This window comes from Shewanella fidelis ATCC BAA-318, from assembly GCF_000518605.1.
In the GTDB taxonomy this organism is placed as follows: Bacteria; Pseudomonadota; Gammaproteobacteria; order Enterobacterales; family Shewanellaceae; genus Shewanella; species Shewanella fidelis.
Map to the genome: position 1 here is coordinate 418,714 of NZ_JADX01000005.1, position 26,568 is coordinate 445,281.

General features: G+C 42.3%; 17 protein-coding genes. 12 read left to right on the forward strand and 5 right to left on the reverse strand.

Annotated features, from left to right (window positions below):
- Nucleotides 1–70: 70 nt before the first annotated feature.
- Both L884_RS0104280 and L884_RS0104285 read right to left on the reverse strand, forming a co-directional pair.
- Nucleotides 71–3,214 carry an efflux RND transporter permease subunit gene (locus L884_RS0104280; protein WP_028766329.1) on the reverse strand — a complete coding sequence of 1,048 codons (3,144 nt, stop codon included), beginning with the start codon at nt 3,212–3,214 and terminating at the stop codon, nt 71–73.
- On the reverse strand, nt 3,214–4,392 hold the full coding sequence (locus L884_RS0104285; protein ID WP_028766330.1) for an efflux RND transporter periplasmic adaptor subunit: 1,179 nt from the start codon (nt 4,390–4,392) through the stop codon (nt 3,214–3,216). The genes L884_RS0104280 and L884_RS0104285 overlap by 1 nt, the downstream gene beginning before the upstream one ends.
- Before the next feature lie 426 nt (nt 4,393–4,818).
- On the opposite strand from L884_RS0104285, the gene L884_RS0104290 reads away from it, so the two are divergent.
- Both L884_RS0104290 and L884_RS0104295 read left to right on the forward strand, forming a co-directional pair.
- Nucleotides 4,819–6,009 carry an alginate export family protein gene (locus L884_RS0104290; RefSeq protein WP_028766331.1) on the forward strand — a complete coding sequence of 397 codons (1,191 nt, stop codon included), beginning with the start codon at nt 4,819–4,821 and terminating at the stop codon, nt 6,007–6,009.
- A gap of 275 nt (nt 6,010–6,284) precedes the next feature.
- Entirely contained in the window at nt 6,285–7,226 is a 942-nt protein-coding gene (locus L884_RS0104295; RefSeq protein WP_245603061.1) for a hypothetical protein, read from the forward strand.
- 49 nt (nt 7,227–7,275) lie between these two features.
- On the opposite strand, the gene L884_RS0104300 is transcribed toward L884_RS0104295, so the two are convergent.
- Entirely contained in the window at nt 7,276–7,722 is a 447-nt protein-coding gene (locus tag L884_RS0104300; RefSeq protein WP_028766333.1) for a hypothetical protein, read from the reverse strand.
- A 417-nt stretch (nt 7,723–8,139) separates the two neighbouring features.
- Between L884_RS0104300 and glnD the strand changes: the two genes are divergently transcribed.
- The 5 genes from glnD (at nt 8,140) to L884_RS0104325 (ending at nt 16,285) form a co-directional block, all read left to right on the forward strand.
- A complete protein-coding gene (gene glnD, locus L884_RS0104305; protein WP_028766334.1) occupies nt 8,140–10,713 on the forward strand; it encodes a [protein-PII] uridylyltransferase in 2,574 nt (857 codons plus the stop codon).
- Between the two features lie 58 nt (nt 10,714–10,771).
- Nucleotides 10,772–11,368, forward strand: coding sequence for an HAD family hydrolase (locus L884_RS0104310; RefSeq protein ID WP_028766335.1), 597 nt, complete (start codon nt 10,772–10,774; stop codon nt 11,366–11,368).
- Nucleotides 11,369–11,634: 266 nt separating this feature from the next.
- Entirely contained in the window at nt 11,635–12,252 is a 618-nt protein-coding gene (locus L884_RS0104315) for a hypothetical protein (protein WP_028766336.1), read from the forward strand.
- Nucleotides 12,253–12,589: 337 nt separating this feature from the next.
- Nucleotides 12,590–14,056 carry a carbon starvation CstA family protein gene (locus L884_RS0104320; RefSeq protein WP_028766337.1) on the forward strand — a complete coding sequence of 489 codons (1,467 nt, stop codon included), beginning with the start codon at nt 12,590–12,592 and terminating at the stop codon, nt 14,054–14,056.
- Nucleotides 14,057–14,302: 246 nt separating this feature from the next.
- Nucleotides 14,303–16,285, forward strand: a complete 1,983-nt coding sequence (locus L884_RS0104325) for an alkyl/aryl-sulfatase (protein ID WP_084221391.1) — start codon at nt 14,303–14,305, stop codon at nt 16,283–16,285.
- A gap of 90 nt (nt 16,286–16,375) precedes the next feature.
- Here the strand turns inward: L884_RS0104325 and L884_RS21725 are convergent, their stop codons facing one another.
- On the reverse strand, nt 16,376–18,742 hold the full coding sequence (locus L884_RS21725; protein WP_051435533.1) for a TonB-dependent receptor: 2,367 nt from the start codon (nt 18,740–18,742) through the stop codon (nt 16,376–16,378).
- 452 nt (nt 18,743–19,194) lie between these two features.
- Between L884_RS21725 and L884_RS0104335 the strand changes: the two genes are divergently transcribed.
- From L884_RS0104335 to L884_RS0104355, 5 genes are all read left to right on the forward strand, one after another.
- Nucleotides 19,195–19,458, forward strand: coding sequence for a hypothetical protein (locus L884_RS0104335; RefSeq protein WP_028766339.1), 264 nt, complete (start codon nt 19,195–19,197; stop codon nt 19,456–19,458).
- Nucleotides 19,455–21,059 carry a PepSY-associated TM helix domain-containing protein gene (locus L884_RS21735; RefSeq protein WP_051435534.1) on the forward strand — a complete coding sequence of 535 codons (1,605 nt, stop codon included), beginning with the start codon at nt 19,455–19,457 and terminating at the stop codon, nt 21,057–21,059. Before L884_RS0104335 ends, L884_RS21735 begins: the two co-directional genes overlap by 4 nt.
- A 358-nt stretch (nt 21,060–21,417) precedes the next feature.
- On the forward strand, nt 21,418–22,455 hold the full coding sequence (gshB, locus tag L884_RS0104345; RefSeq protein WP_028766340.1) for a glutathione synthase: 1,038 nt from the start codon (nt 21,418–21,420) through the stop codon (nt 22,453–22,455).
- Nucleotides 22,439–24,418: a flavohemoglobin expression-modulating QEGLA motif protein gene (locus L884_RS0104350; protein ID WP_028766341.1), complete on the forward strand. Its 1,980-nt coding sequence runs from the start codon at nt 22,439–22,441 to the stop codon at nt 24,416–24,418. The genes gshB and L884_RS0104350 overlap by 17 nt, the downstream gene beginning before the upstream one ends.
- Nucleotides 24,419–24,555: 137 nt before the next feature.
- On the forward strand, nt 24,556–25,638 hold the full coding sequence (locus L884_RS0104355) for a PQQ-dependent sugar dehydrogenase (protein WP_028766342.1): 1,083 nt from the start codon (nt 24,556–24,558) through the stop codon (nt 25,636–25,638).
- Nucleotides 25,639–26,247: 609 nt separating this feature from the next.
- Here the strand turns inward: L884_RS0104355 and ppiC are convergent.
- Nucleotides 26,248–26,526, reverse strand: a complete 279-nt coding sequence (gene ppiC, locus L884_RS0104360) for a peptidylprolyl isomerase PpiC (protein ID WP_028766343.1) — start codon at nt 26,524–26,526, stop codon at nt 26,248–26,250.
- Nucleotides 26,527–26,568: the final 42 nt, after the last annotated feature.

Below are 26,568 nucleotides of genomic sequence, written 5' to 3' on the forward strand. Positions count from 1 at the left end.
TATATTGCTTTGGTAAATGAGAGAGGCTGTATTTTTAATTGATTAACAGCCTCGTTTTTTAAAGGCTCTTTTAATTTAGAACTAGCGCTTGAATGTCATTTTTCACCGATTTTTTTGCCCGCCATTGCTCAGCCAAATAAAACAGGGCTGGGCAATAAACTAATATGGTTGCGATAGAAAATAACGTACCAAAGCTTAAGCTAATCGCCATTGGGATTAGGTATTGAGCTTGAACTGAGGTCTCAAATAACAAAGGTGCTAGGCCAACTGCGGTGGTGATGGCGGTAATTGCTACTGGCCTAAATCGTGCGAGGCTGGCTTGGATTACGGCATCATAGCTTGTCAGGCCGAGAGTTAAATTCCTTTTGGTTTCGAGTAATAGTACAAACGAGCCATTAACCACTAAACCTGATAGTGCAATCATGCCAAATAAGCTCATTACGCTAAAACTATAGCCAAGCAGGATATGACCGAGCATGGCTGCCGCTAAACATAATGGGATAACACTCAGTACCAGCAAAGCATCGAGACTGTTTTTAAAGTAGATGGCTAGAAATGCGAACACCAGAAATAGTGCCAGCAATGTCCCTGTAACTAGGTTGCCATTGACCTTACGTTCTGTGCGAGCGCTGCCGCCGAGCTCTAGTGCCACCTTGGGGTAGCGTGTGCTGATCTCAGGTAAGATCTCATCAGCTATTTTATCGACTATTAGCGATATATTCGCTTGGCTGCGAATAACGCTGGCACTGACTTCTACTTGCTCTATACCGTCGACGCGCTCAATCTTAGTCGCAGAATATAGCGGTTTAATTGTAGCTACCTGCCCAAGCAAGACTTGTTGTCCTGTAGGTGCGCTAACGATTAAATTAGCTAACTGATTAACTTTGAATTGCTCCTGTTTGTCCCTGAGGACTCTGATTTTTAGCTCCTCACTATTTTGAATTTGGCGGTACACCTCTGTGCCATATAAGCTGCTGCGAACGAGCTCACCTAAACTTTGGCTGCTAAAGCCCATTTGCAAGCCGCGCTGATTAATATCAAGAACAAATTCGCGCTGTGCATCGATTAAACCGCTGTCAATATCGGTAACACCGTGTATTGCCGCGAGTTTGGTCATTAAGTCATAGCTGGCTTGAGTTAACGCTTGCTTGTTGGCAGACGCTAGCTCTATTACTAATTCTTTGCCGCCTCCAGGACCGACTTCAAAATCAAAAAAAAGCGATTTAACTCCGGCAACTTCGCCTATTTGCTGGCGCCAGCTATCAACAAACTCTCTGGCGCTATATTGGCGTTGTTCTTCTGCTGGAATTTGAAAGGTACTAGAAGCTGCAGAGTCTTCAATAGATAACATAATATGCTTATAGTTACCGCCTTCTCCAAGTTGAATAAAAGCAGCAATACCGGCCATTTCAATGCGCTGCATAATACGTTTTTTGTCTGCAAGTGAGCTGCCGGCGACAAATTCCACTTCAACATCAATTCGCTCTGATCCCACTTTGGGCACGAAGCTGCTATCAACTCGTCCAGAGCCTACCCAAGTAAACACCAGCGCATTGATTGCAATAAAGCTGACAATAACGACCCAAGGCTGCTTTAGTGCAGCGTAGAGCATCTGTTTAAATTGAACATCGCGTAGTTTTTCAAATAGGGCAAAGCTACGCTGTTGTAATAAAGCAACTCGGGTAAGCCTGCTTGGTTTAGCAAGTTGTGTTAAGTGATAAGGTAAAATAAACAGCGCTTCTATTAGTGACACTGCAAAAATAGCAAAGATAAGCAGAGCCATAGGTTGGTACATATTTCCAAGCTCACCGCTTACAAATAACAGTGGCACAAAGGCAATGATATTGGTGATGACTGAAAAGCATACGGGTAACGCCATTTGTTGTACGCCAAGTTTCAGTGCTGATGTGATCTCCATACCTTGTTGAACTTTTTGAAAGATATTCTCTGCCACGATGACCGCATCATCGACCAAGATCCCTAGGGTAATAATAAACGCAAATAGGGTTACCATATTGAGTGGAATATTCAGTGTCGGCATGAGCGCCAAGCTGCCCAATAACGTAACAGGTATGCCCATGCATACCCAAAAAGCGAGTCTGGCATCGAGTAGTAGCGATAGTGCCAAAATGACCAGAACCATACCGATTAAGCCATTGTTTAATAACAAACTAGTACGTGCTTGGTAGGCTGTGGCTTGATCATCCAGTACAATCAGTTGGCTGCTGTTAGGCAGCTGTGCTTGATATTGGTTTAAATACTGTTTTATGGCTGTACTTAGCGCCACCGGTTTAACTTGGGCATTTTGATAAAGCACTAGCATTATGGCCGGTTGACCATTCACTAAAAATGGTTGTTCTTGCTGTGAAAAGCCCCAGCGAACATTGGCTATTTGCCCTAGAGTAAGCGATGCACCTGTTGCTGATGAGTAGATATTAATGCGACGAAATTGCTCAAGTTGCTGTTTACGACCTAGGGTGCGGATCACGATATTTCCGGCGTTGGTGCTAATATTTCCTGCGGAGGTGTCTTGCACTGACTGTGACACTTTATCGGTGATTTGGGCCAAGGTCAGTTTATGCTGAATTAGCTTTTGTTGGCTGACTTCAATCACAACCTCACTATCTCTGGCTCCCTCAAAAGTGACTTGAGCGATATCGAACTCGGCCTGCAGGGCTTGTTTGAGTTTAATCGCTTCAGCTTTTAATTGGGTTTCAGTTAAATTGCCGTACAGACCAAGTTCAATCAATGGCTCTAATTCTTCAACGACGCTAATTTGCAGTGGCTCCATCGCGCTGGGTAAGCCGCTAATGCTGTCGAGCTGATTTTTGATATCGGCAAGCATGCTATTGACATCAACGCCGTCATTTAGACTCAGCGTGATGCTGGCTGCCCCGGCAATGGCTGTCGCGTGAATGCGTTCAATGCTTGGGTGCTGCTGTAAACGATGTTCAATAGGTAAAATGATGCTTTGTTCAATCTCTTTTATCGTGGCGCCAGGAAAGCTTGCTTCTATGGCAATTTCATCAACTTTAAAGGCAGGGGATGTTTGTTGTTCGATATCATTAAAACGATAAATTCCAGCGACAATAAGCACTAAAGTTAATAGATTAACGGCAACCGGGTTGTCTATCATCCAAGCGAGTAATTGCTGAAACATAGATCGAGGATGTTGCGCTTTTTCAGCTTGAGCGGGTTTTGATAAATCAGTCATTAAAACTGCTCCACGATATTAACGTTAAGGCCGACTTGCGGTCTGTGGATTTTGCTACTGACGATACGTTCATCTTGAGCAAATACGTTGTTAATGATGGCGTGCGTAGCATCTTGATGAACAATATTGACCGCTTTTTTATCTAAGTTGTTGCCAGCGGTTACTAGCCAGACACTGTCATTATCTATGGCTGCAAGTGGTAGCTTTATCGTGTTTGCTATGGGATGGAACTCAATGGTCGCTTTGACAAAGTCACCAATTATTAATCCATCTCTGAATTGTGAGTCTGAGTGCGAGTTCGGTTGATAATGAGCGTACACTTTTTGTAGTTGTGAGCTGCTATCTAAAAAAGGCACGATATGACTGATTGTGGCCTCGAAACTTTGCATGGTATCAGGTTGAGTTAAGCGAATACTTTGGCCTAAGCTCAGTTGGTTTGTTAGCTCCCGCGGCAGATACAAAGGCACTCGAAGCTGGCTCATATCCACTAATGAGGCAATTTCATCACCTTTGTTGAGGTAGTCGCCTTGGGTCGCGTTTTTAGTTGCAACAATATAGTGGCGCTTGCTGATCCAGCTGCTGCGTTCAAGGTCACGCTCAGCGATTTTTAAGGCATTGTAGGCGATATTCAGTTCAGCTTTGGCTTGGCTTAATTGTGGTTGGCGTAACAATAAATCGAGATCGATCTCCCAGTCATTGTCTTTAAAGTCCTGCTGCATCATTTGGTAGTCTTTTGCGGCGATACGTTGCTCACCTTGCTCAAGGGCGAGTTGAGCTCGGGCTATTTGCCATTGTGCTTGCCTTTGCAGTAATACGGCGTTGAGATCGGCATCGTCTTGTTTAAAAACGAGCTCATCTAAGCCTATGGTTCCTCCCTCAACCATATTTTCGTTAAGGTAAGTCAGCTGACCGTCCACTTGCGCACTTAATGTGAGTTTATTATCTGCAATAACGTTGCCGTAAGCGGTATAGCTAGGCGTAAAATCATTGGCTGTAATAGAGATAACATTAACGTTAATGCTGCTATTGGTTTGTGGCTTTTCAGCGGGAATAGGTGCGGTAGCTGCAATAGCAAAACAGCTTACAATCGCAATAAATATAATAGACAGGGGTAACCAAGGTGTTAACTTTTTAGGTTCTGTGCTTTGCGCTAAAAGCGAACTGTAATGGCGAGTCATATTGAAATTACCAAGTTTAAACGTTGTCGTTGTTAATATGTGAATCGATGATGGGGTTAACAGCGGCGAAGTTGCTCGAGCCGTAAAGCAAAGGTTGCAACTTATAATGCGCTAATTTTTAATGCAGCTTACTCGCTATGATGTGAAGTTAATGTGTAAGAAATGACTGCTTTAATTCAGAGGTAGAGCAATTATCTTATGCAATAAGATTGGCATTATTAGTCTTAGTTAGTATTCATAAAATTAGTAAAAACAACTTAACACCTACTTTTGTGTACCTCTAAATTAGTACTTGGTGATGATCTTTGTCACAGATATTGATACCAGTTTGTAATCAAAGTGTAATTTTGCTCTAGATCAAATTAATGCATTTGTTTCGCAAATATAACTGCATGTGAAAATGATGAAACAAAAGGATTACAATAGATGAAAGTTCATGCCCTCACATTAGCAGTATTAGCCTGTTTAGCCTCAACTACCGCTACGGCAAATAGCGCAGATCCGCTGAAAAAAGCATTTATCGATGACTCTGCAGTTAAAGTGCAATTTCGTTTGCGTTTTGAAGATGTCGATGTTGCAAATGTTGATCAACAAAATCAAACAACCTTACGTACTCGTTTAAATTATCAAACTGGCGATTTGTATAACCTATTTGCAGTTGCTGAAGTCGATGATGTGCGTTCAACTGATGATGAACCACTCATTGCTGATTACAAATATACCCAGATTAACCAAGGCTATATTGGTTATAGAGCGCCAGCGGAAACACTTGCTTTACTAGGTCGTCAACGTATTTTGTTAGATAACCAACGTTTTGTTGGTGGCGTAGGTTTTCGCCAAAATGAGCAAACTTATGATGCGGTGTCTGTGAAAAATACAGCCATTAAGGGATTAACTGCTTATTACGCTTATGTGGCTGAGGTGAACCGAATTTTCCCTGAAGGCTCGGGTAAAGAAGAGCATGAAAATAAAACCAACTTAGTTAACATTAACTATAAAGGCTTAGCGTTTGCAAAGTTATCTGGCTACGCTTATCTCATTGATAATATTGATGTCGCTGCTTTTTCTACAGACACTTACGGTATCCGTGCCACAGGTGATATTAAGCTTGATGCGCTAAAGCTGAGCTATGAAGCTGAGTTTGCCCAGCAGTCAGAAGCTGGCGATAACCCAGTTAGTTATAGTGCTTCTTACTATAAGTTAGGTGCTGGCGTTAATTTTGATGCTTTTGGCGCTAAAGTTGGTTACGAAGTATTAGGCTCAGATGACGGCAAAGCTGGATTCATCACTCCTTTGGCAACCTTACATGCTTTTAACGGTTGGACAGACAAGTTTTTGTTTGGTGGTAAAGGTAACTGGGAGAACGGCTTAGTCGATACTCACTTTATTGTGACGGCCAAATTAGCGGGACTAAAGCTACTTGCTAAATATCATATGTTTGAATCTGACTATGGTGACATCGATATGGGTAAGGAGTGGGGCGTTGCTGCAACTTACCCGTTTGCAGACTATTACAGCTTGGGTGTGAAGTATGCAAGTTTTAGTGGCGCCGATGCTGGATATGGTTTTTCAAATGATACCGATAAATTATGGTTAACATTCCAAGCTAACTATTAAAGGTTAGTTTTTATTGAGTACACCAAGCCCGAATTAGGGTTCATATCGTTACTCCCTTTTATAAGCAGGAAACGCGAGTTTTTCCTGCTTTTTTTATGCGTTTATTGCGGCGCTACTTTTCTAAGCAGCTTGTTTCTGCATTGCTAATAGTGTTGGTTAAATGTAATTAGTGATATTATTCTTGCTAAATTAACGGCTTATCATTGAGTGAATTCTTGGCTAAACCTAGTTATCGTGTTTTTATTATTGCCTTTATCACTATAATGCCATGCTCTATGGCATATGCTTCTGCCCCCGTCGATAATGGCAAGTCACAGAAAGAACACGTTCCTGAAACCGCCGAAGAAACTGCTGAATTAGACGATCCTTGCTTCAGTCATTCGCAAATGGATGATGCAATCGATAAAGCGTTTAATTATCTTAATACTAAGTTTTGCCAACCTGCGATTTGGTTCGATAGCTTTTTTGTTGACGATAGAATAGAAGATGATGCGCGGGCTGGCACAATAGTGCGTTGGTATAACGACTTTTCCTATTATGCAGAAGAGGGATTTAAGTACAGATCCAATCTAAACGCCCGATTACATCTGCCGGGGGCGACCAAGCGTTTAAAGCTAATTTTAGACTCGACCGGAGAGGATGATCCTTTCTCGTTTTTAAAGTCTCCTGACGATAACAATGACAGGGATATTGGACTGCGCTACGACTGGTATGCCAAAGGGCGAGTCAGCTTTAATATTAAGGCGAATTTAAAGCCCAAGTTAGAAGCAAGATGGCGTTATACCTATCCTATTTCTGACAACACCATCACCCGTTTAACTCAAAAGCTATACCAAGAAAAAAAGGTAACAGGTGAGTCGACAGAGTTCGATATCGAACATGCTTTTAATGAAACATTTGTTGGCCGCTGGAGCGCAGTTGCGCAATATGAGTCGCGCGGTAATGGCTGGGAGTTCGGCTCAAGTGTTAAGCTTTATCAGTACATAAGCAATAAGCAGGCGTTAAGTTATCAAGCCAGTATTTATGGTGTCGATGAGCCTTATCATTATGTAAAAAACGCCAGTATTAGCGCGACTTACAGGCAAAGTTTCATTCGAGATTGGTTATTTTACGCAATCACTCCAGAGTATCGCTGGAGTAAAGAAGATGAGTTTTCAGCGCGTATTAACCAAGCGGTATTAACTTTAACCCTTGAAGTGCTATTTCAAAATGTATAATACATACACCCGCTTGCTATGTGCGAATACAGGCGGGCTTAGCATCAGTTTAATCAGCTTTATTGTCATCAATTTCTATAGATGTGTCAGCCTCAAGGCCGTTATCTCGACTTGTTGCCAACTCTGAGATGGAGCTTGGTGCAGACAAAGGTGCAGCAATTTGTTCTGCTAACACTATTAGGCTGTCTGTGTAGGAAAAGCCATAGCCGTAGCCACCTTCAGTACTGACTCCATTACCTAGCAGGTGTGGATCACTAAAGTGCTCTTTAAAGGCAAAGTCTCCTGAGGTGACAGGTGTAATTTGCACCACCTTAAACCCTTGTTGATTTAAGGTTGTAATCGCTTGTTGTAAATCGTTATTTAAGCGCTCGCTGTCTATTTTACAGGTTGAGTACTCAAATTCTGATGTTTTTGGCTTAGCAGCCCACATCTGTTCGCCTTTATCGGTTGCTATTTTTGCGAAATAGCTTTTTACAAACACAACTTTTTGATTCATTCAACGGCCTTAAACAGGTAATGAATTTGATATCGATTTTATTAGTTGTAGCTAAATTAAAACCGACAACCCCAACATTAATTTTCTCTTGCATAATACTCTAGCAGAGACCGAGTAGGTATGTCGCTAACTTGTTATTATTCAAGACGCTTACTTACATTTTGCGGATAATATCTTGAGCTAAAGTTGTTGTGTGATAATGAGAAGTCCTTGAGCTAGCAAGCGGGCACAACCCGCTGAAATAGTGTGTTTTGTTGAAAAAAAGTCTTGTGATTGTTATGGTTATGTCACTTAACGTCTGTGGCAAGTGTGTTTTTTTAGCGTCTAGTTTGGCCGCTGTTAATACTAACAGGTACGTTAATATTGGAATACCGAGCTAGTGTAAATCCGTTGTTTAGCGATTAAAGAGCCCTAATTATGTCTAATACCTTGGAACTGAATTCTCTTGAGGAGTTGAAGTTTCATATCAAAACTTTCGACGATAAGCTTAACTCACAGTTTTTAACCTTACCTGTGCAGTCACTTTTAAAAAGGCGAGCTAAGCATATAGACGAAATGTTGGTATCGTTATGGAAAACTTATCAACTACATAATACCTCTATGTCGCTCAATGCTGTTGGCGGTTATGGTCGCAGGGCGTTGCACCCGAGATCTGATATAGATCTCGCGATTATTATTGAACATGAATTAACACCGCAGCAGCAAGAACAACTATCACTTTTTCTCACCCGCCTTTGGGACTTTGGCTTAGATATAGGTCAAACCGTTAGAACCTTATCTGAATCGATTGACGCAGCAGCAAACGATATCACCATCGCCACAAACTTGCTTGATATTCGTTGCCTTGTTGGCGCCAAAAAGCATTCGCAAACTATCAAAGAGCAGCTTTATCAAAATAAGCTTTGGACCAGTTTATCTTTTTATGACGCTAAGATTGAAGAGCAAGATCTTAGGCATAATAAAGCGCAGAATACGGCCCTCTATTTAGAGCCAAATTTAAAAAATAACCCCGGTGGGCTGCGTGATGTGCACACCATCATGTGGATAGCGCAAAAACACTTCTCACTGGCTAATGCCAATGCGCTGAAAACCATTGGTTTTTTACAGCAAGATGAAGTGTACGAGTTGCTTGAAGCTTATGATTTTATCTGTCGTGTAAGATGGGCGCTGCACAGTGTTACTCAGTCTGCGCAAGATGTTTTGTTGTTTGAGCATCAAGCTGCAGTGGCCGAATTTATGCAGTTTGGTCAAGGTGACAACAGTCAGCTCGCAATCGAGCGTATGATGCGCCAGCTATTTAGGGCGATGACCCGAGTCCGCGAGTTGAATCAGATTATTTGTGACTCCTTTAAACTCGACACCCTCAATGAAACTGAGCGAGCAAACCTATTATCGCTCGATAAGTATTTCAGTGTTTGTAATGGCTTAATTGAAGTTAAGTTTACCCAAGCCTTTATTGATAAGCGCCAAGTGATGCGTATGTTTAGGCTGATTGCTGAACATGACGACATCATAGGAATAGCACCGCAAACCCTGAGGCTGCTGAGGCAAACTCGACGTCGATTGTTGGGTGAGCTGCAAGATTACCAAGGTTGCCGTGAAGAGTTTTTGGCGATATTAGCGCATCCTAAAGGTTTGCGAAAATCTCTAGGTTTAATGCATCGCTATGGGGTATTGGCTGCGTATTGCTCACAGTGGCACGCGATTGAAGGGCAGATGCAGTTTGATATGCATAATGCGTTTACGGTCGATGAGCATACCTTTAAGGCAATTCAATATATAGATAGCTTTGCTTTGAATAAGAAAAACAGTCTTACCTATAGTGTCTATCAAGATTTGGCTAACCGCTTTGCGTTAGTGTTTGCAACTTTATGCCATCATTTGTCGGGTAAACAAGCGATTGAAAACAGTGAGCTTAGCGCAATTCAAGCTAAAGAGTTAGCCGAAGAGCACTTACTTAAAGGCTCAACCACTGCTTTGATCCATTGGTTAGTGGCCAATCAAGATGTATTAATTAGCGCGATTCAAACTCAAGATATCAACGACCCTGATGTTATTAAGCATCTAGCGAAATTGATTGGTTCCCAAGGTAAGCTGAATGCGCTGTTTTTGTTTACGATTGCAGACATGATGGCAACCAATGAGAGCTATTGGAATGATTGGCAAGAGAGTCAGCTGACTCAGCTTTATATGGCGATTCGAGAGACCTTAAAGCAAGGTATTGAGAATATCTTTGAGGTGCGCACCGTCATTCGAGAAAACCAAGCAGATGCTAAAGCTGAGCTAATTGCTATTGGGGTTGAACCTGAGCGCCTTTCTCGATTTTGGCAAAGCTTGCCGAATAACTTCTTTAGTGGCAATTCAGTTGCAGATATTGTTGAGATCACTGATGGCATTCTGAAAGGGGAACCGGGTACAACCAGAGTGCTTGTTGGTAAAAATAGCGAAAACGGTTTTACCAGTATTTTTGTGTACACAGAGGATAGACCTAAGTTATTTGTGGATCTATTTAAAACCTTAGCCAGTTCTAAGCTAAAGGTTAAAGATGCGCAGATGATGCAAACTAAAAACGGTCAGGTACTGGAGATCATCAAGGTGCTGGATCATAAAGATGAGCCGATCGATGACGAGCCAAGGCTTGAGCAAATTGTGAAACGGATCTACCGTGCGATTGACCAAAAAGATAAACCAAGAAAGCTATTGCCGCACCGTGCACTTAAGAACTTCGATAACCCGCCAGTTGTGACCGTTCTACATACAACCAAGAAAAATCGCGCGCTGCTAAAAGTAAATACCTTGGATGACCCTATGTATTTAGAGCAGATCTGTAATTTATTGTCTGAACAAAACCTCAGTATACATTCAGCCAAAATAAGTACTTTAGGCGAAAGTACTGAAAATGTGTTTTTAGTTTCTAATGCTGATAAAACGCCTTTCGGTCATGATGAACAATTAAAGCTGGTGGATATTATTGAAGAAGAGATTGCCTGACGATAGGCAGAGGCTATAGTATCGGCCGCTAAAATTGCAGTATAAGGTGAATAAAAGCGTGAACTTAGCTCTGTTTGATTTTGATGGCACCTTAACCAATAAAGACATGTTTACTCGATTTATTCTTTTCTCGGCAACGCCTGCACGCTTAGTGCTAGGTAGTCTGTTTTTGTCACCATTATACCTGCTTTATAAGATTGGTATTATTCCTGCTCGTAAGCTGAGGCCATTAGTTAGCTACTGCGCTTTTGTTGGTCGAAACCAACAGCAGGTTGAGGGTCTCGGTTTTAAGTATGCCCAAGAGGTGATTCCGCGTTATCTGCGTCCAGAAATGTTAGCGATTCTGAAACGCCATCAAGCAGAGGGGACAAGGTGCATTGTTGTTTCAGCTTCACTGGATCTTTATCTTAAGCCTTGGTGTCAATCAATGGGGCTTGGACTAATTTGCAGCGAAATGGCCAGTAACAGTAGCCGTTACAGTGGTTACTATGTGGCAGGAGACTGCAGTTGCCAAGCTAAAGCGAATAAAATAACTCAGCGCTTTAAGTTAGCCGACTACAGCAGCATTTTTGCTTACGGCGACACTAAAGAAGATCTCGCCATGTTAGCCCTTGCAGATAAAGCTTACATGCGAGGCGTTGAATTGAAAAAGTAAATATCCCGTGTCATTTAGTGTGGATAATAGATCCGCTAGGTCTTTTGGCTTACGTAGTGTTTGCAGTAGTCATTCATTGGTATTGTTATGGGGAAATTGTATAGGCTAGCTCCAGGTTAATTGGGTACTATTTACAATAATACCGGTATCAGTCAGTTTTGCTGCCAAGTACCGTTTATTTAAAGTAAATTAATTCACGGACCAATTTATATTAACGATAAGCTTCAAAGCACGGATGTCGTTATAGGTTATCAGGGAGCGTTATCATGATAGGGAAGTTTTTCACCTCGTTTGCTATTATTTTTAGTTATTTACTCATACCTTTTCCAATTGCACTGGTAATGAAAGAGATCTTTTTCTTACCTGAGTCTGCGATTATTGGCTTGGTTATTGTCTTTGTCATTGGCTTCTTCCCTTTGATGATTTTTGTGTCACGCAAGGTGTTTTTATTTCCAGCCAAACATAAGCAATCGATAGCCAAAGCGGATCTCATTAAGCAAGTTGCCCATTTAAAGGTTAAAGGTTGTTTGTTTAGTGCAGAATATCAAGATGACTGTTTAGTGCTGACATCGCCTTATATGGATGCGCAATTTGTTTCATTATTTCAGGCACAAAACATTAGCAAAGCTTATTACATGAAGCTGTGGTTTGATGAAGATAAACACCTAGTGAGGTTTAAAGACCATTTAGTGTCTAGTGCCTCAGCAATAGGTGCGGGGGGCATTTCATTTAATATGAGTGCACAAACAGGTTATGTCTCTAGCCAAGTGTTTTTATTAGATAGCAGTGCTAACCTTGTTCGTTTTAGTAATGCTGAACTGCATAAAGCGCTAATAGAGGTGGTTACCAGTAATGGTTGGAGCCTTAACTTAAAAATTATTTAGTCACTAAAAGCCAGCGAATTGCTGGCTTTTTATTTGCTTTGCTCGAACTGAAATCTGCTGATTATACAGGGTGACTATTTGTGGCTTATTGCTTTTAAGTTTTAAAGTTTATAGGTTTGTTGCTGGCTTGTTTGTTACTGGGTGTTAAAGCTGTGACCAAATGCGCACATTTATGCTGGTTAAAAAGTGATACTGCTCGAGTTAAGTTTATAGCGGATATAGATAAAACCCGTTACAAGCCCGACCTTGGTATAACAAGTTGTTACTTGACCCCAAAGGGCAACTGAACAACACTCGATACTCAACATCTACCCTACAAATATGGATGATTATAAAAATGCTAATATTCTTAATTTGTATCGCGGCACTACTGCTCGCATATAAGTTCTACAGTCCCTTTGTAGAACGTCAAGCTGGAATAGATCCAAACGCAAAAACTCCGCAAGCTCGATTTGAAGATGGTGTTGACTATGTTGAAGTCCATCCTGTTAGAGCTTATCTGATCCAATTTCTTAATGTTGCTGGCGTAGGGCCGATTTTCGGGCCAATCTTAGGCGCGTTATACGGCCCAATCGCACTGGTGTGGATTGTGCTGGGTAACATAATTGGCGGCGCGGTGCATGACTACTTCTCTGGGGTATTGAGCATTAAAGAAGACGGTAAAAGCCTGCCTGAAATTGCTGGTCATTACTTTAATATCTACTTTAAAGGGGTGATGCTGGTATTTACCGCCATGCTACTGTTTTTTGTCGGTGTAGTATTCATCATGAGCCCTGCTGGGCTGCTGAGTAACCTTGATTACTTTGAAGGAAGCATATTGGCAAACAACACCTTTTGGGTGTTGGTTATCCTTGGTTATTACTTTTTAGCGACTATGCTGCCTATCGATAAAATTATCACTAAGCTTTACCCGCTATTTGGTTTACTGATGATAGTGATGACGGTATCTATTGCCGTTGCTTTGTTGATTAGTGCGCCACAATTGCCTGAGATGGGGGACATCTTTGCCTACTTTGATCATAGCCATTACAACAATGACTTATTAGCGCCAAACCCTGATGGGTTACCTGTATGGCCGCTACTGTTTGTTACTATTACTTGTGGTGCGATTAGTGGTTTTCATTCTACTCAAGCGCCGATTATGGCACGCTGCTTAACTAACGAAAAATATGTGCGTCCAGTGTATTACGGGGCAATGATGTCTGAAGGTATTGTTGCTTGTGTATGGGCAACTGCGGGTATTGCTGCTTTCCCTGGTGGTTACGTGGAGCTAAAAAGTATTTTAGATGCAGGTGGCCCGGGCTTGGTGGTGAATCAGGTGGCTAGCACATATTTAGGTGTTGCTGGTGGCATTATGGCGATTATCGCGGTAGCGATTTTCCCTATTACCTCGGGTGATACTGCGTTTCGCTCGCTGCGTTTAACCATTATCGATGCGTTTAAAATTCCGCAAAGTTTGCGCAACCGTTTATTGTTAGCTATTCCAATTTTAATCATTGCTTACTTTATGACTAAAATTGATTTCTCATTAATTTGGCGCTATTTCGCATTCTCAAACATGCTGCTGTCGACCAGTGTCTTGTGGCTAGCAACTAAGTATTTGTTTGATAGAGGTAGCTTCCATTGGATTGTTAGCCTTCCAGCTATTGTCGGAACCTGTGTCACGGTATCTTATATTGTTACCGCCGGTATAGGACTCGGTTTACCACAATCCTTTAGCCAGCCAGTGGGGATTGCTGTAGGTATTGTTTGTTTAGTTGGGCTTATTATGGCTCACAACAAGCGTAAAGCGATTACCGAGTAACACACTCGAGTGATAATAAAAGGGCTGCAATGAGCAGCCTTTTTTTATGCTCGCCACATCCATCTTTGCGACGGCTGATTGCTATTCCACTGCTATAAAAGCTTGCTTTCATTATTCAATATTCCCTGTCATACCAAAGACGTAAGTGACTAATAAACCATGAACTAAGTTTGACGAATAGCTAAAGCCCACTATTGTTAAATAGCGTCAAAATAAAATGATTAACTTCTAATAAGGATATTAAATATGGGGAAAACAGCCTTATCAGCACTGTGTTTAGGAGGAATGTTGCTCTCGGCGGCATCGACAGTTGCTGACAGTACTGAACTTGTCGCATCAAAACCTGCTACTGAGTTTACCAAAAGCGCAAATGAGCAAGTGCTCAAGCAGCTTCCTTTCGCAGATAAGGAGGATTTTGATAATGCAACTCGCGGCTTTTTGGCGAAACCAGAAGTGCTGACCATAAAAAATGAGGCCGGTGATGTAGTTTGGGACTTAGAGGAGTATAAACGCTATATCACAGCCGATAGTCCTGCCCCAGATACAGTGAATCCGAGTTTATGGCGTAATGCCCAGCTCAATATGGAGTATGGGCTGTTTGAAGTTAGAGACGGTATTTACCAAGTTAGAGGATATGATTTATCTAACATTACCTTTGTACGCGGGGATAAAGGCTGGATTGTATTCGATCCTCTGATCACCCCAGAGACTGCCGCCGCAGCTAAAGCGCTAGTTGATAAACAGTTTGGAAAGTTGCCAGTTACCGCAGTGATTTATAGTCACAGTCATCTGGACCACTTTGGTGGTGTACGCGGTATTGTTGATGAAGCAGATGTAAAGTCTGGCAAAGTCAAAATCATTGCTTCTGAAGGTTTTATTGAGCATGCAGTCTCTGAAAATGTCATTGCCGGTAATGTTATGGGCAGACGAGCAGTGTTTATGTATGGTGCTATGTTGCCACGTAATCCTCAGGGAGGGGTCAATGGTGGTTTAGGCCAAACAACCTCAGCGGGTACCGGTAGCTTAATTGCGCCGACAGACTATATCACTAAAACGGGTCAGAAAATGACGGTTGATGGCGTGGAGATGGTGTTCCAATTTACCCCAGGAACCGAAGCGCCGACAGAAATGAATACCTACTTCCCGGCAATGAATGCTTTATGGATGGCTGAAAACTCAACTAATACCATGCATAACGTATTGACGCTACGTGGAGCTAAAGTACGTGACCCACTGATTTGGGCTAGTTACTTAAATGAAACGATTGAGATGTGGGGCAAAGATGCCGATGTTAAGTTTCAGTCGCATCATTGGCCGGTTTGGGGCTCTGAAAAAATCATCGATTACCTTAAAAAGCAGCGTGATATTTATAAGTATATCCACGACCAGTCAGTACGCTTAATGAACCAAGGTTACACAGGTGAAGAGATCTCAGAAATGATTAGCTTGCCTGAGTCGTTAGAGCAGAATTGGGCGACAAGAGGCTACTACGGTACATTAAGACACAATAGCCGTGCTGTTTATCAGCGCTATATGGGCTGGTACACAGGTAATCCGTCTGATCTAAATAACCTACCACCAGAGATGGTCTCTAAAAAGATGATGGCTTATATGGGTGGTGAAGCAGAGGTAATGAAAAAAGCCCAGCAAGATTTTGATAAAGGTGAATATCGCTGGACAGCAGAAGTGCTTAAATATGTGGTGTTTGCTAATCCAAATAACCAAGCGGCCAAGCACTTACTTGCCGATAGTTATGAGCAGTTAGGTTATCAGGCTGAATCAGGTCCATGGCGCTCTGTTTATTTGCAAGGGGCGTATGAGTTAAGAAATGGCATACCTAAAGGCTTAGCTTTAGAAACTGCGTCGCCAGATATTATCGCCAATATGCCAGTAACTATGCTATTTGATTATTTAGGCGTGAGGATCTTACCTGAAAAAGCTGAAGGTAAGGAGCTAGTACTTAATCTTAACTTTGAAGATACTGATGAGCGTTATACCTTAACGGTGGAAAACTCAGTGCTGAATTATAGTGATCAGCAAGTTGAAAAAGCTGATGCGACAGCAACGTTAACTAAAGCGACTTTAACTGAAATTCAATTAGGTCAGCTTAGCTTTGACCAAGCGGTTGCAGAGGGCAAAGTGAAGCTTACGGGTAATGAGCAAGCCTTTGATGATTTCTTTGCTATGCTGGATAACTTTGAGTTCTGGTTTAATATCGTAACGCCGTAAATACATGATTTGTATTTGGTAATATCGGTAATTAATAAAAAAGCCAACAGATGTTGGCTTTTTTATTCGCTAACTAAAACAAAAACAGTGCTATAAACTAAACTCGCCACGTAAAGTTAATGCGAAGTGTCTTGGCGCGCCTAATGCGGGTGTGCGGGTAAAGTTATTGGTAATGTACTCTTCATCAAATAAGTTGTTACCTTGTAGATAAATCCCAACTGTTTGCCACTCATAACCAAGCTGCATATTCACTAGTGTGCGGCTATCGTTGTATGGATCAAATAACTCATCACCCTCTTTGTATCCTTCACGATATGGATCAACCTTAACCGGTGCACTTTGGGCATAGTTGGCATTGACGTTGGCAAAAATCCCATTGTTAGCGGTGTAAGTGGCACCCACATTACCTGTCCATTCTGGAGCAGTGAATTGACGACCGGATAAGTCATTAATGATTGGGGTCGTTTCCGTCGGGATAGTGATTATAAAATCAGTAAACTCGGTCTTTGACTGCCCCACAGCAGCATATAAGGTGAGTTCGTCAGTGACTTGGTAGTTCAGCTCAAGCTCAAAACCTTGCACAGTTGATTGACCTGCATTGACGGTTTCATTGTCATAACGGTTAGGAGAGAGTTGTACATTCACTTGTTGGTCACGCCAGTCGACATAAAACAGGTTAGCATTGGCAACGAGATCACCGTCTAGCCAAGTCGAACGCAGTGATAGCTCGTAGTTATCTGTGTATTCTGGGTCGTACTCAAACACATCACCACGAGCGTTGTTAATACCTACACCACCTGAGCGGTAGCCTTTTTGATACGAAAAACTCGTGATTAAGTCTTCTGTCCAGTGATAGCTAAAACCTAGCTTAGGTAGGATAGTGTTGAAGTCATTTTCTATTTTAGGTGTTGCAGATGATGCGCTGGCAGCTAAATCATAAAACTGCTGGTTAATACCGGCGATTAGTGGTGCTATGCCTTCATAAGGGGTACCAATATAGCTGGCTGGATCCGGTATTTTATCTGCATTTAAGATGATGTATTGCGCATCATTTTGAGTTTCTTGCTTTTCATGGTCGAAGCGAATACCAGCAAAAACATCCCACTTTTCCGTGATATTCCAAACGGCATCAGCAAATAACGCATAACTTGAGATAGTCTGTTGTGACGAGGTTAACGCACTTGTGTGAGCTGGGTTAAACTCGGCATATTGGCTAACCACTAAATCAGCAATAGGTTGGCTCAGGCCGTACCTTGCTTGCAATATATCGCTGGTGAGACCTAAACGGTTTAGTTTCAGGTTACTTAAGCCGTTAGAGTGGTCATCGACATCAGTGTTAAAGTAATAAGCGCCAATAACACCGCTAAAGTCATCGTATTCAAAAGTTAGTCTTAGCTCTTGGCTTAGTGAGTCAGTAGTGTTGTTGTAGTTAGAAATACTGCCTGTATCTTCTGGAAATTGACTGCCTTCAATCGCTAAAAAGTCTGAATCCCAAGTAAAGCGAGTATCGACACTAGACCAAGTTGTATATGAGCCTAACGACCAATAATCGTTTAAGTCGTAATTTAGCTCCAACACCAGTATGTCGGCATCAACAGTCTCTTTTCTTTCATCGTTATTGTAAACATAACGGTGCTCAAAGGGATTTTGACCTTGTGCTATTTCTACTGCGGTATGACCATAATCACTGTTACTGCGGGTATAGCCAAGCTGAGCAGAAAACTCAGGTAAGGCTGATGGTTGGTAAAGTAGTTTTAATCGATAGGTGCCGTCGTCACGAAAGTCGGCGGGCTCATTGCGGACTAAGTTTTCAATGTAGCCGTCAGTCTCTTTCTTTTCACCGCTAAAGCGGAATGAAAGCTCATCTTCAATAAGGCCACCACCTATGGCAACGCCAATTTCTCGTTGTCCATATTCGCCGACAGTTAATTGGTACTTTCCTTGCCAATCTTGAGTCGGTGCTTGGGTTGTCATAATCACAGCGCCAGCTAACGCATTACGACCTTGTAACGTCGATTGTGGACCGCGTAATATTTCAACTTGCTTAGCATCCCAAGTTGAAAAGCCGCCGCCATAAATCATACGCTCAGGTAAAGGAGCCCCATCTACATAAACGCTGGCTAAAAAGCTATTGCCACCACCTGACACATTAAAGCCATCAATACCACGAATGCTAAAGCTACGATTACCAGTCACTTGAGTATTAGCTGTATTGATTATTACATCGCGAAAATCATTAATGTTTTCTTGTTCTAACTGTTTCTCAGTAAGTACTGCAACACTGGTTGTGGTCTCTTGCACTGTACGGGCTATTTTCTGGCCAGTAACCATGATCCGTTCGATATCACTGGTATCGCTAGCATTATCTGCTGCAGCAGATAAACAGGTTAATGAGGCTGGAATAAGTAAACCAAAGCGAATTGCGCTGGCAATAGGGGTTAAGTTAGATGATCGCATGCTTTATCGTCCGAATGATAATGGTTGTTATTTTTAATTGCGGCAATGCTAACATAATCATCTTGTAATCTGATAACCTATTTACGATAATTAATACAAATTATTATCATTTGTATTAACTTTGGTCGTTTTATGATTTTTGTTAGTGTTTTTTTATTGTGGAGCGGATGCTTTGCTAGCTATTTATCCTCAAGTAAACAAAGGCTTGTAAAAACAGCTTACCCCAAGAGGGCGGTTGTTTTTTGCATTACTATATTGCTCTCCCTAGCTGTGGCTGGCTTAGCAGAACACTACGGCTGGCTGGTTTCTAGCTTAATTAGCCTGTTACTTGTGATGGCAATGTGGCTGTTGTTAGTGATTGTTGCATCGCATATTCGGCAGCGAGCTATATTGGTTTTCTCGCTTGGGGCAGTGTTTTTTCCAAGTATTTTTCTGTTGGGGATTCACTAACTATGTGGCCAAAAACAATCACAGCTTTTCTCGGTGGCTTGCTGTTGTCAGTGAGTATGATGCTGAGTTTATATCTGCTCATTCCATTGGCGATTGATATTAAATTACTCATTGGTTTATTGGCTGGCTTTAGCATTTGGGTTGCCGCAATGGTGTATTTCTATAGTTTTAATAACCCTAAAACCAGTGCCCTACGCTGTGGCAAATTTCTGTTGTTGTCAGTAGCTATCAATTCGCTTCTTTTTTGGTACCAGTCACCACTATGAATACACAATCAATGTCTGCAAGAGCAATAAAAAGTCCGCAAAGCCAGTGGGTTAAGAATCTAACTGAATCTCATAGTTGGATAGGCGTGATTATTTCACCTTTGTTGTTTTTAATCTTTTGGGCAGGCGCAGTGACGCTGTTTTACGAAGAGGTAAAACAATGGGATGTAGTGCCGCAGTTTCCGGTAGCATTAGAGCAAAACCAGGTGCCGTTACAGCAAATAGTCGAAGATAAGCTGGCACAGCATGATTTTGATTATGAAGAGCACCTTATGGTGCAAATGCCGTCTGAGCATGATCCGTACTATAAGGTGTTTCTCGATCTAGTACGTGAAGAGGGTAAACAAGATGAGCACGGCGAAGTGGTCTCTTTGCTTATTGACCCTAATAGCGGTGCTAGCGTCGCCAATCGAGACGATTTCTTCTTAGGAGACTTCATATACCGTTTGCATTATGACTTAAACCTCCCTGGCGGCGCTTACTTAATTGGTATTATCAGTCTGTTTTTCTTTTTTGCTTTAGTGTCAGGCGTGTTCATTCACGCTAAAAAGTTATTCAAACACTTTTTCTTATATCGCAACGATAAAAACCGCCGCGACCAGTTACTGGATCTACACAATGTGGTTGGCGTGATGACGCTGCCGTTTACCTTAATGTATGCCATCAGTGGCTTGGTGTTTAATTTGGCGATTGTCTACCAAATTGCTTTTGTGGTGTTTATCTATCAAGGCGATCAAGACACATTATTTAAAGATGCGGGATTCACCTTGTTTGATGAACCTAGGATTGAGCAAAGTATCGATATGACGAGGGCTTATGAGATCATTGAGCAAACTAGGCAGCGTCCAGACTTCTATCTGAGGAACGTCATCTTTTATAATTACGGAGATGAGTCGGCGATTATTCAGTTACGCGGTAATGACTTAGCCCACTTTTCGCAAAAAGATGAGTTTTTCTATCGCGTTAAAACGGGTGAATTGCTGAATAAAACCGACATTGAAAATTACAACGTCTTCCGTAAAGGTAGAGAGATTATTGCGACCTTACATTTTGGCGACTTTGCGGGTGTCGATGTGCGTGTTGTGTACTTTATTCTCTCCATTGCCATTTGTGCCATGATCGTTGTCGGCAACATGTTGTGGCTTGATAAACGCACATTGCAGCAAAACGTGTCGCAACGGACGATAAGTCTGGTTCGAGGGTTAACTTTGGGGGGCTGTGGCGGTTTAATCGTTGCAACAACCGTGGCTTTCTTTGTTGAGCGTGTGCTGCCCGCAGGTATGCAAGCGCGAGCAGATTACTTAATTGCCAGCTTTATCCTCACTTTAGTGATGGCAATAGTGTTGAGTTATAGCATTAGCAATAAACGACGCTACTTAACTCAAATGATAATGCTGAGCTGCTTAGTGTTAACCGCAACAATAGCGGCGGATTGGTACTTGTTTGCCAGTGAAATCATCCAGCTTACTCGGCAAGGGTTTTATGGCATTGTTGGCGTTGAAATAGCTATGCTGTTAATGATCATAAGTGGGCTATACATAGTGCGAAAGCTCAGTCAGTCGCCATCGCAGCAAGCACTTAGCTTGCAGCCGGTTAGTTAACACAAGTTATTAGTAAACATAAAAAAATGCAGCTTAGGGCTGCATTTTTTTATCAAGTGCGGTGTTTAGGCTAATTTAAACAGTACATACGAGGCTAGTTTGTTGTTAATGCACGGGTTTTAAAGTGACTAAAATTATTTTATTTTGTGGTTATTTTTTTATATTCCAATTTCAAATTATGGTGTAAATTAGCTTAACCATATCTAGTACAACTTGTATTGATAGATAGATGCCATTGTTGGTTTGTTCATAACCTGAACTAAACCTGTTGTGTTATTTATTTTGAATACTCTACACCTCCCCAAGCCAGCACTAGGCCCAAGATCTTTAGAGCATTCCGTTTGATAAAGAGATCCCATTGAATATTTTATTTTTGATGTACCCGTGGTCGAGTATTAAACCTGAAACCGATACCACACTGAGGTTGATCCATGAGTGTGTGTTAAGGGGACATACCGTTGCTATAGCAACCACTAGCAATTTGACTATGCGCGACTCAGAAGCCAGTGCATTTTGCCAAGTGTTTAATAAAGAGCAGCAGACGCCAAATAACATCGTGTCTTTTTATAAAAAAGCTGAGTTTAAGAAGCTGCAGCTGCCTTTAGCAGGTTTTGATAGCATTTTTATGCGTGCGAGCCCGCCGTTAGACCCGATTGCACTAAACTTTTTAGATTCTGTACGTGATGAAGTGTTCATCATGAACGATATTGATGGCTTACGTATCGCCAACAACAAGCTTTATACGGCGTCGTTTGACGATCCAGCAAATACTTTTATTCCAGTAACTCATGTGTCTAAAACACCTGAGTATCTAGAAAAAGTGCTGCGTGAATCAAAAACAGACAAGATGATTATGAAGCCGCTTGATGGTTTTGGTGGTCAAGGGGTTATCTTGGTTGAGAAAGCGGCGCAAAAGAGTTTTCACTCTTTACTACAGTTTTATATCAACAGTGGCAAAGGCGAAAACTACGTTATTTTACAAGAATATGTTGAAGGCGCTGATGAAGGCGATGTGCGTATTCTTATGTTAAATGGTGAGCCAATTGGTGCCATGAAGCGCGTACCTGCAGACGGTGAAGTGCGTTCCAATATTCATGCTGGTGGCAGTGTGGTTAAGCATGTATTAACCAAGCAAGAAAAAGCACTGTGTAAGCACATTGGTCCTAAGCTAGTGCGTGATGGGTTATTTTTTGTCGGTATTGATGTGATCAACGGTAAGTTGATTGAGGTTAACGTGCAAAGTCCCGGGGGTATTATGCGAATTAATAAATTAAATAACGTAAAGCTACAACGTAAAGTTATCGATTTTATTGAAAGCGTAATCCAAGCCAAAGAAGCGTTAAGCACCAGAAAAACTGAATTTAGAAAGGCGATTGAAGATGCTCAAATTATCTGAAAAAGAATGTATAGCATTAATAAATAAAGGCGAGTGTTTTCACGCAGAAGTGGAAGCCGGGGCATTTACCGTAAAAATTGATGAGTACTCACCATTTGTGTGTACCGCTATCCACAACGGCCATCGTTTACGTGAAGATCTGCAAAACAACTGTCGCCTAACTGATGAAGAGCGTCGCTTTGCTGAGGCGCCGTTTACTGCCGATATGCTGTCATCATTTCCTATCGTACTGACAGGTAACGACTCTCGCTATGAATACGATTTGAATAGACCTAAATCTCATTCAACTCACTATAAAACAGCATGGAAAAAACCACTAACCGCTAAACAGCGTAACGAAAGTCATGCTAAACATGAGTCGTTCTACAATGTGTTAAGTGCGCTGGTGGCGCGTTTAGAAAAGCAGTTTAAAAACAGCATCGTATTTGATGTACATTCGTTTAACTATCAGCAAATTGAAGCCGACACACCAACCTTTAATATCGGTACCAGCCAGATTGATATTGAACGTTGGGGAACAGCTTGTCAGAACTTTGAAAAGCAGCTTAATAAAATTGAGCTACCAAACATTGCTGTGCGTGCTGCACGTGATGAAGTTTTTCAAGGCCGAGGTTACTTAATTGCCCATGTGAACGCCCATTTTGACCACACTTTAGTATTACCTCTTGAAGTGAAAAAGGTATTTATGGATGAAACCACGGGTGAGCTATATCCATTAGTATTAGAAGAACTTAAAGGCGGAGTTAAGCAAGCAATCTCTGAGACTGCAGCCTACTTTATGCGCCGTTTTGGTAAGCGCAAGTCAGTGCGTAATGTCGATCTATTGTCATCGACTTTACCGTCTGAGATTTTATCGCTAGATAAGAGTTTGTATAAGCTTGCCAGCAATGTTGCCACACTGAAGTATATTAACCCGGTTAATATCGCCAGTGAGCGTAAAAAGTTTTTAGCACGTAAAGGCGCGGTGGCGCCAGAGTTTAGCTACAAGCAGCTCAACATTAATCCATATCAATTCCGTGAACAGCTTTATAAGCTACCGGTATCGAATATTATGGATGCCGATATTCAGCAACTTTACCGCCATGTTATCGATAACTTAGCGACTAAAATTGACCTACTTTGTTCGATAGGCACAGATGAGTTTGTTTATAATTCATTGAAATATTACGGCCAGCCAGACAAAGAAGATATTGCAAACGCGGAATTTTTACTGCGTGCACCAGCCATTGAAGGCGATGATGAAGAGCCTATCTATGATGCAGCTTATGCGGTTAAGTCATTCCAAAAGTATGCCGATGACTGGGGTCTTAAGTGTAAAGTTGAAAAGTCATCGCGTATCGTGGCAAAGGCGATGGTCAATAGCGCCCGTGGTAGCTTGATGATCAACAAAGATGCCATGTTCACTAGCAAAGAGTTAGTGGCTTTTGCTTACCATGAGCTAGGCGTGCACATGTTGACAACCGTTAATGCCCGTAGCCAAAAGTTACGCGTAATGTCACTTGGTTTAGTGGGCAATACCCATACGCAAGAGGGCGTGGCGATTTACAGTGAATACTGCTCAGGCAACTTGACCCTAAACCGTTTGAAAATTCTAGCAATGCGAGTGATAGCGGTTAACTTAATGCTAGAGCAGCGCGACTTCTCGATGACATTTGAGACTTTAAAGCGTGAATATGGCCAAACGACAGAGCAAGCCTTTACCTTAACCACGCGTGTATATCGCGGCGGTGGTTTCACTAAAGACTTCCTGTATTTAAAAGGCTTTAGAGACATAGTTAACTTAAGTAAAACTACGCCTCTAGATAACTTATTGGCAGGTAAGGCAGGCATATTAGACATGCCAGTTGTCAGTGAAATGGTCGAGCGTAATATGTTAGAGCGTCCAGTACCGTTATTTGAGCTTAAACATAAATCAACACCTGAAACCGCGGTGATTGATTATCTGATTTCGGCGATTCGATAAGCCGCAATAAGCGAACAATAAACGCGCCTTATTCTTAACGGAATAAGGCGTTTTTTTATGTCGAATATTATTAGCTTATAGGATCGGGCATGGTATAAATAATGTTCACTTAAAGAGTCAACTAGGGAGAGAAGCTGATGATAATGACCAAGCGAATGAGCTTAATAGCATTAAGTATGTTGCTCGTTGGCAGCGCTAACGCATTTGAGGCAGAGAAAGTGGCATCGGAACTCAATATCCCTTGGGGGCTGGCCTATATTGATGACAATACCATGTTAGTCAGTGAAAGAGCTGGATTGCTCAAGCAAGTGAACCTTAAAACCGGTAGTCAGCAAGTGATTGCTAAACCCAACAATGTTTGGGCTCAAGGGCAAGGCGGTTTACTCGATATTGCAGTATCGCCGTTTGCAGCCAGCACACTTTACCTTACTTATAGCAAAGACATTGAAGGCGAGGGGGCAACGACGCTGGCTAAAGCCACCTATCAAAATGGCAAGCTAACTGATTGGCAAGATCTATTTGTTAGTACTTCTCGCTCTGACACAGGCCGTCACTTTGGTAGCCGAATCGCATTCGATGATAAGCATGTTTATTTTTCTATCGGCGACCGTGGTGTACGCGACAATGGTCAAGATACGCTTACCCATGCTGGTGCCATTTTACGCCTCAACCCTGACGGTAGCACTCCTTCTGACAACCCATTTGTTACAGATAAGGCGGTGCTAGATGAGATCTGGAGCTATGGTCACCGTAATCCTCAAGGTTTGGTTTACGACGCGCCAACACAAAAGCTATGGTCAATCGAACATGGGCCTCGCGGCGGCGATGAAATTAATCTAATTAAGCGTGGCGCCAATTATGGCTGGCCTATCACCTCGCACGGAAAAGAGTATTGGGGGCCGCTAAGTGTAGGCGAGGGTAAATTAAAAGAAGGCGTGGAGCCGCCGGTGAAAGTGTATGTGCCATCTATTGCTCCTGGCAGTTTAGTGCTGTATCGAGGTGATAAATTCCCTGAACTAAAAGGTAAGTTACTGGCTGGGGCATTAAAGCTGACCCACATCAATGTGGTTAGCCTATCTGATACCGATAAAGCCATTGGCGAGCAGCGCATAATGACTAAATTGGGTGAGCGCATTCGCGATATAGAGGTCACTCCAAAGGGGGATATCTATTTTAGTACCGACAGCGGTAATCTTTATCGGCTTAAACGGGAAAGATAGTTCCTAGGTTTAAGAGAAGGTCCTAGGTCCTAGGAAAAGAAGGTCCTAGGAAGAGCTAAGAAAGGTTCTAGGACCTAGGAAAAGCGAAGACGTTAAGAGCCGAACGGCCTGCGGCCTTACGAATGTGACTGCGTCACTCACGGAAAAGATGGGGAAAAGAAAGGTCCTAGGTTCTAGGAAAAGCAGGTCATAGGAAGAGCAAAGACGACTAAAGCCGAGACGGAAAGAACCAGTTAAAAGCAGGGAGAAGCGGTGATTGTTGTAGGTCGGGCTTTAGTCCGTCACGTTTTTGATTTTCCTAGCAGGACGCAGCCCGTTCTCGGAGCGCAGCGTCCTAGGATCTTGAGCCTTCTTTTAAAGCTAAGGCGGTAAGAGCCGAACGGCCTGCGGCCTTACGAACGTGACTGCGTCACTCACGGAACGCTGCGCTTACGGAAAAGATGGGGAAAAGAAAGGTCATAGGTTCTAGGAAAAACCGGGAAAACAGTGTTTGTTGTAGGTCGGGCTTTAGCCCGTCACGTTTTTGATTTTCCTAGCAGGGCGAAGCCCGCCCTCGAAGCGTAGTGTCCTAGGATCTCAAGCCTTCATTAAAGCGTAGCGTCCTAGGATCTAAGTTCGATACAGGACTTTTACCACATGCCAGCCGAACTTGGTTTTTACTAAATGCGGAGTGATTAACTCACCAGTAAAACAAACCTTATCAAACTGCGGTACCATTTGACCTTTTTTAAATTCACCTAAGCTGCCGCCTTTTTTACCCGAAGGGCAGGTTGAGTGTTTCTTGGCAAGTACGTCGAACTTGGCGCCTTTATTGAGCTGCTTGATGATATCTTCAGCTAGTGTTTGGTGCTTAACTAAAATGTGTAATGCTGCTGCGGTGCGCGCCATAATAAGGCCTAATCTGTTTGAAACTAATTGCTGCGATTATAC

Bases quoted from the DNA above. Each gene is read 5' to 3' on its own strand.
- L884_RS0104280 (WP_028766329.1), bottom strand. From the start codon at position 3,214: ATGACTGATTTATCAAAACCCGCTCAAGCTGAAAAAGCGCAACATCCT.
- L884_RS0104285 (WP_028766330.1), bottom strand. From the start codon at position 4,392: ATGACTCGCCATTACAGTTCGCTTTTAGCGCAAAGCACAGAACCTAAA.
- L884_RS0104290 (WP_028766331.1), top strand. From the start codon at position 4,819: ATGAAAGTTCATGCCCTCACATTAGCAGTATTAGCCTGTTTAGCCTCA.
- L884_RS0104295 (WP_245603061.1), top strand. From the start codon at position 6,285: ATGGCATATGCTTCTGCCCCCGTCGATAATGGCAAGTCACAGAAAGAA.
- L884_RS0104300 (WP_028766333.1), bottom strand. From the start codon at position 7,722: ATGAATCAAAAAGTTGTGTTTGTAAAAAGCTATTTCGCAAAAATAGCA.
- glnD (WP_028766334.1), top strand. From the start codon at position 8,140: ATGTCTAATACCTTGGAACTGAATTCTCTTGAGGAGTTGAAGTTTCAT.
- L884_RS0104315 (WP_028766336.1), top strand. From the start codon at position 11,635: ATGATAGGGAAGTTTTTCACCTCGTTTGCTATTATTTTTAGTTATTTA.
- L884_RS0104320 (WP_028766337.1), top strand. From the start codon at position 12,590: ATGCTAATATTCTTAATTTGTATCGCGGCACTACTGCTCGCATATAAG.
- L884_RS0104325 (WP_084221391.1), top strand. From the start codon at position 14,303: ATGGGGAAAACAGCCTTATCAGCACTGTGTTTAGGAGGAATGTTGCTC.
- L884_RS21725 (WP_051435533.1), bottom strand. From the start codon at position 18,742: ATGCGATCATCTAACTTAACCCCTATTGCCAGCGCAATTCGCTTTGGT.
- L884_RS0104335 (WP_028766339.1), top strand. From the start codon at position 19,195: ATGTGGCCAAAAACAATCACAGCTTTTCTCGGTGGCTTGCTGTTGTCA.
- L884_RS21735 (WP_051435534.1), top strand. From the start codon at position 19,455: ATGAATACACAATCAATGTCTGCAAGAGCAATAAAAAGTCCGCAAAGC.
- L884_RS0104350 (WP_028766341.1), top strand. From the start codon at position 22,439: ATGCTCAAATTATCTGAAAAAGAATGTATAGCATTAATAAATAAAGGC.
- L884_RS0104355 (WP_028766342.1), top strand. From the start codon at position 24,556: ATGATAATGACCAAGCGAATGAGCTTAATAGCATTAAGTATGTTGCTC.
- ppiC (WP_028766343.1), bottom strand. From the start codon at position 26,526: ATGGCGCGCACCGCAGCAGCATTACACATTTTAGTTAAGCACCAAACA.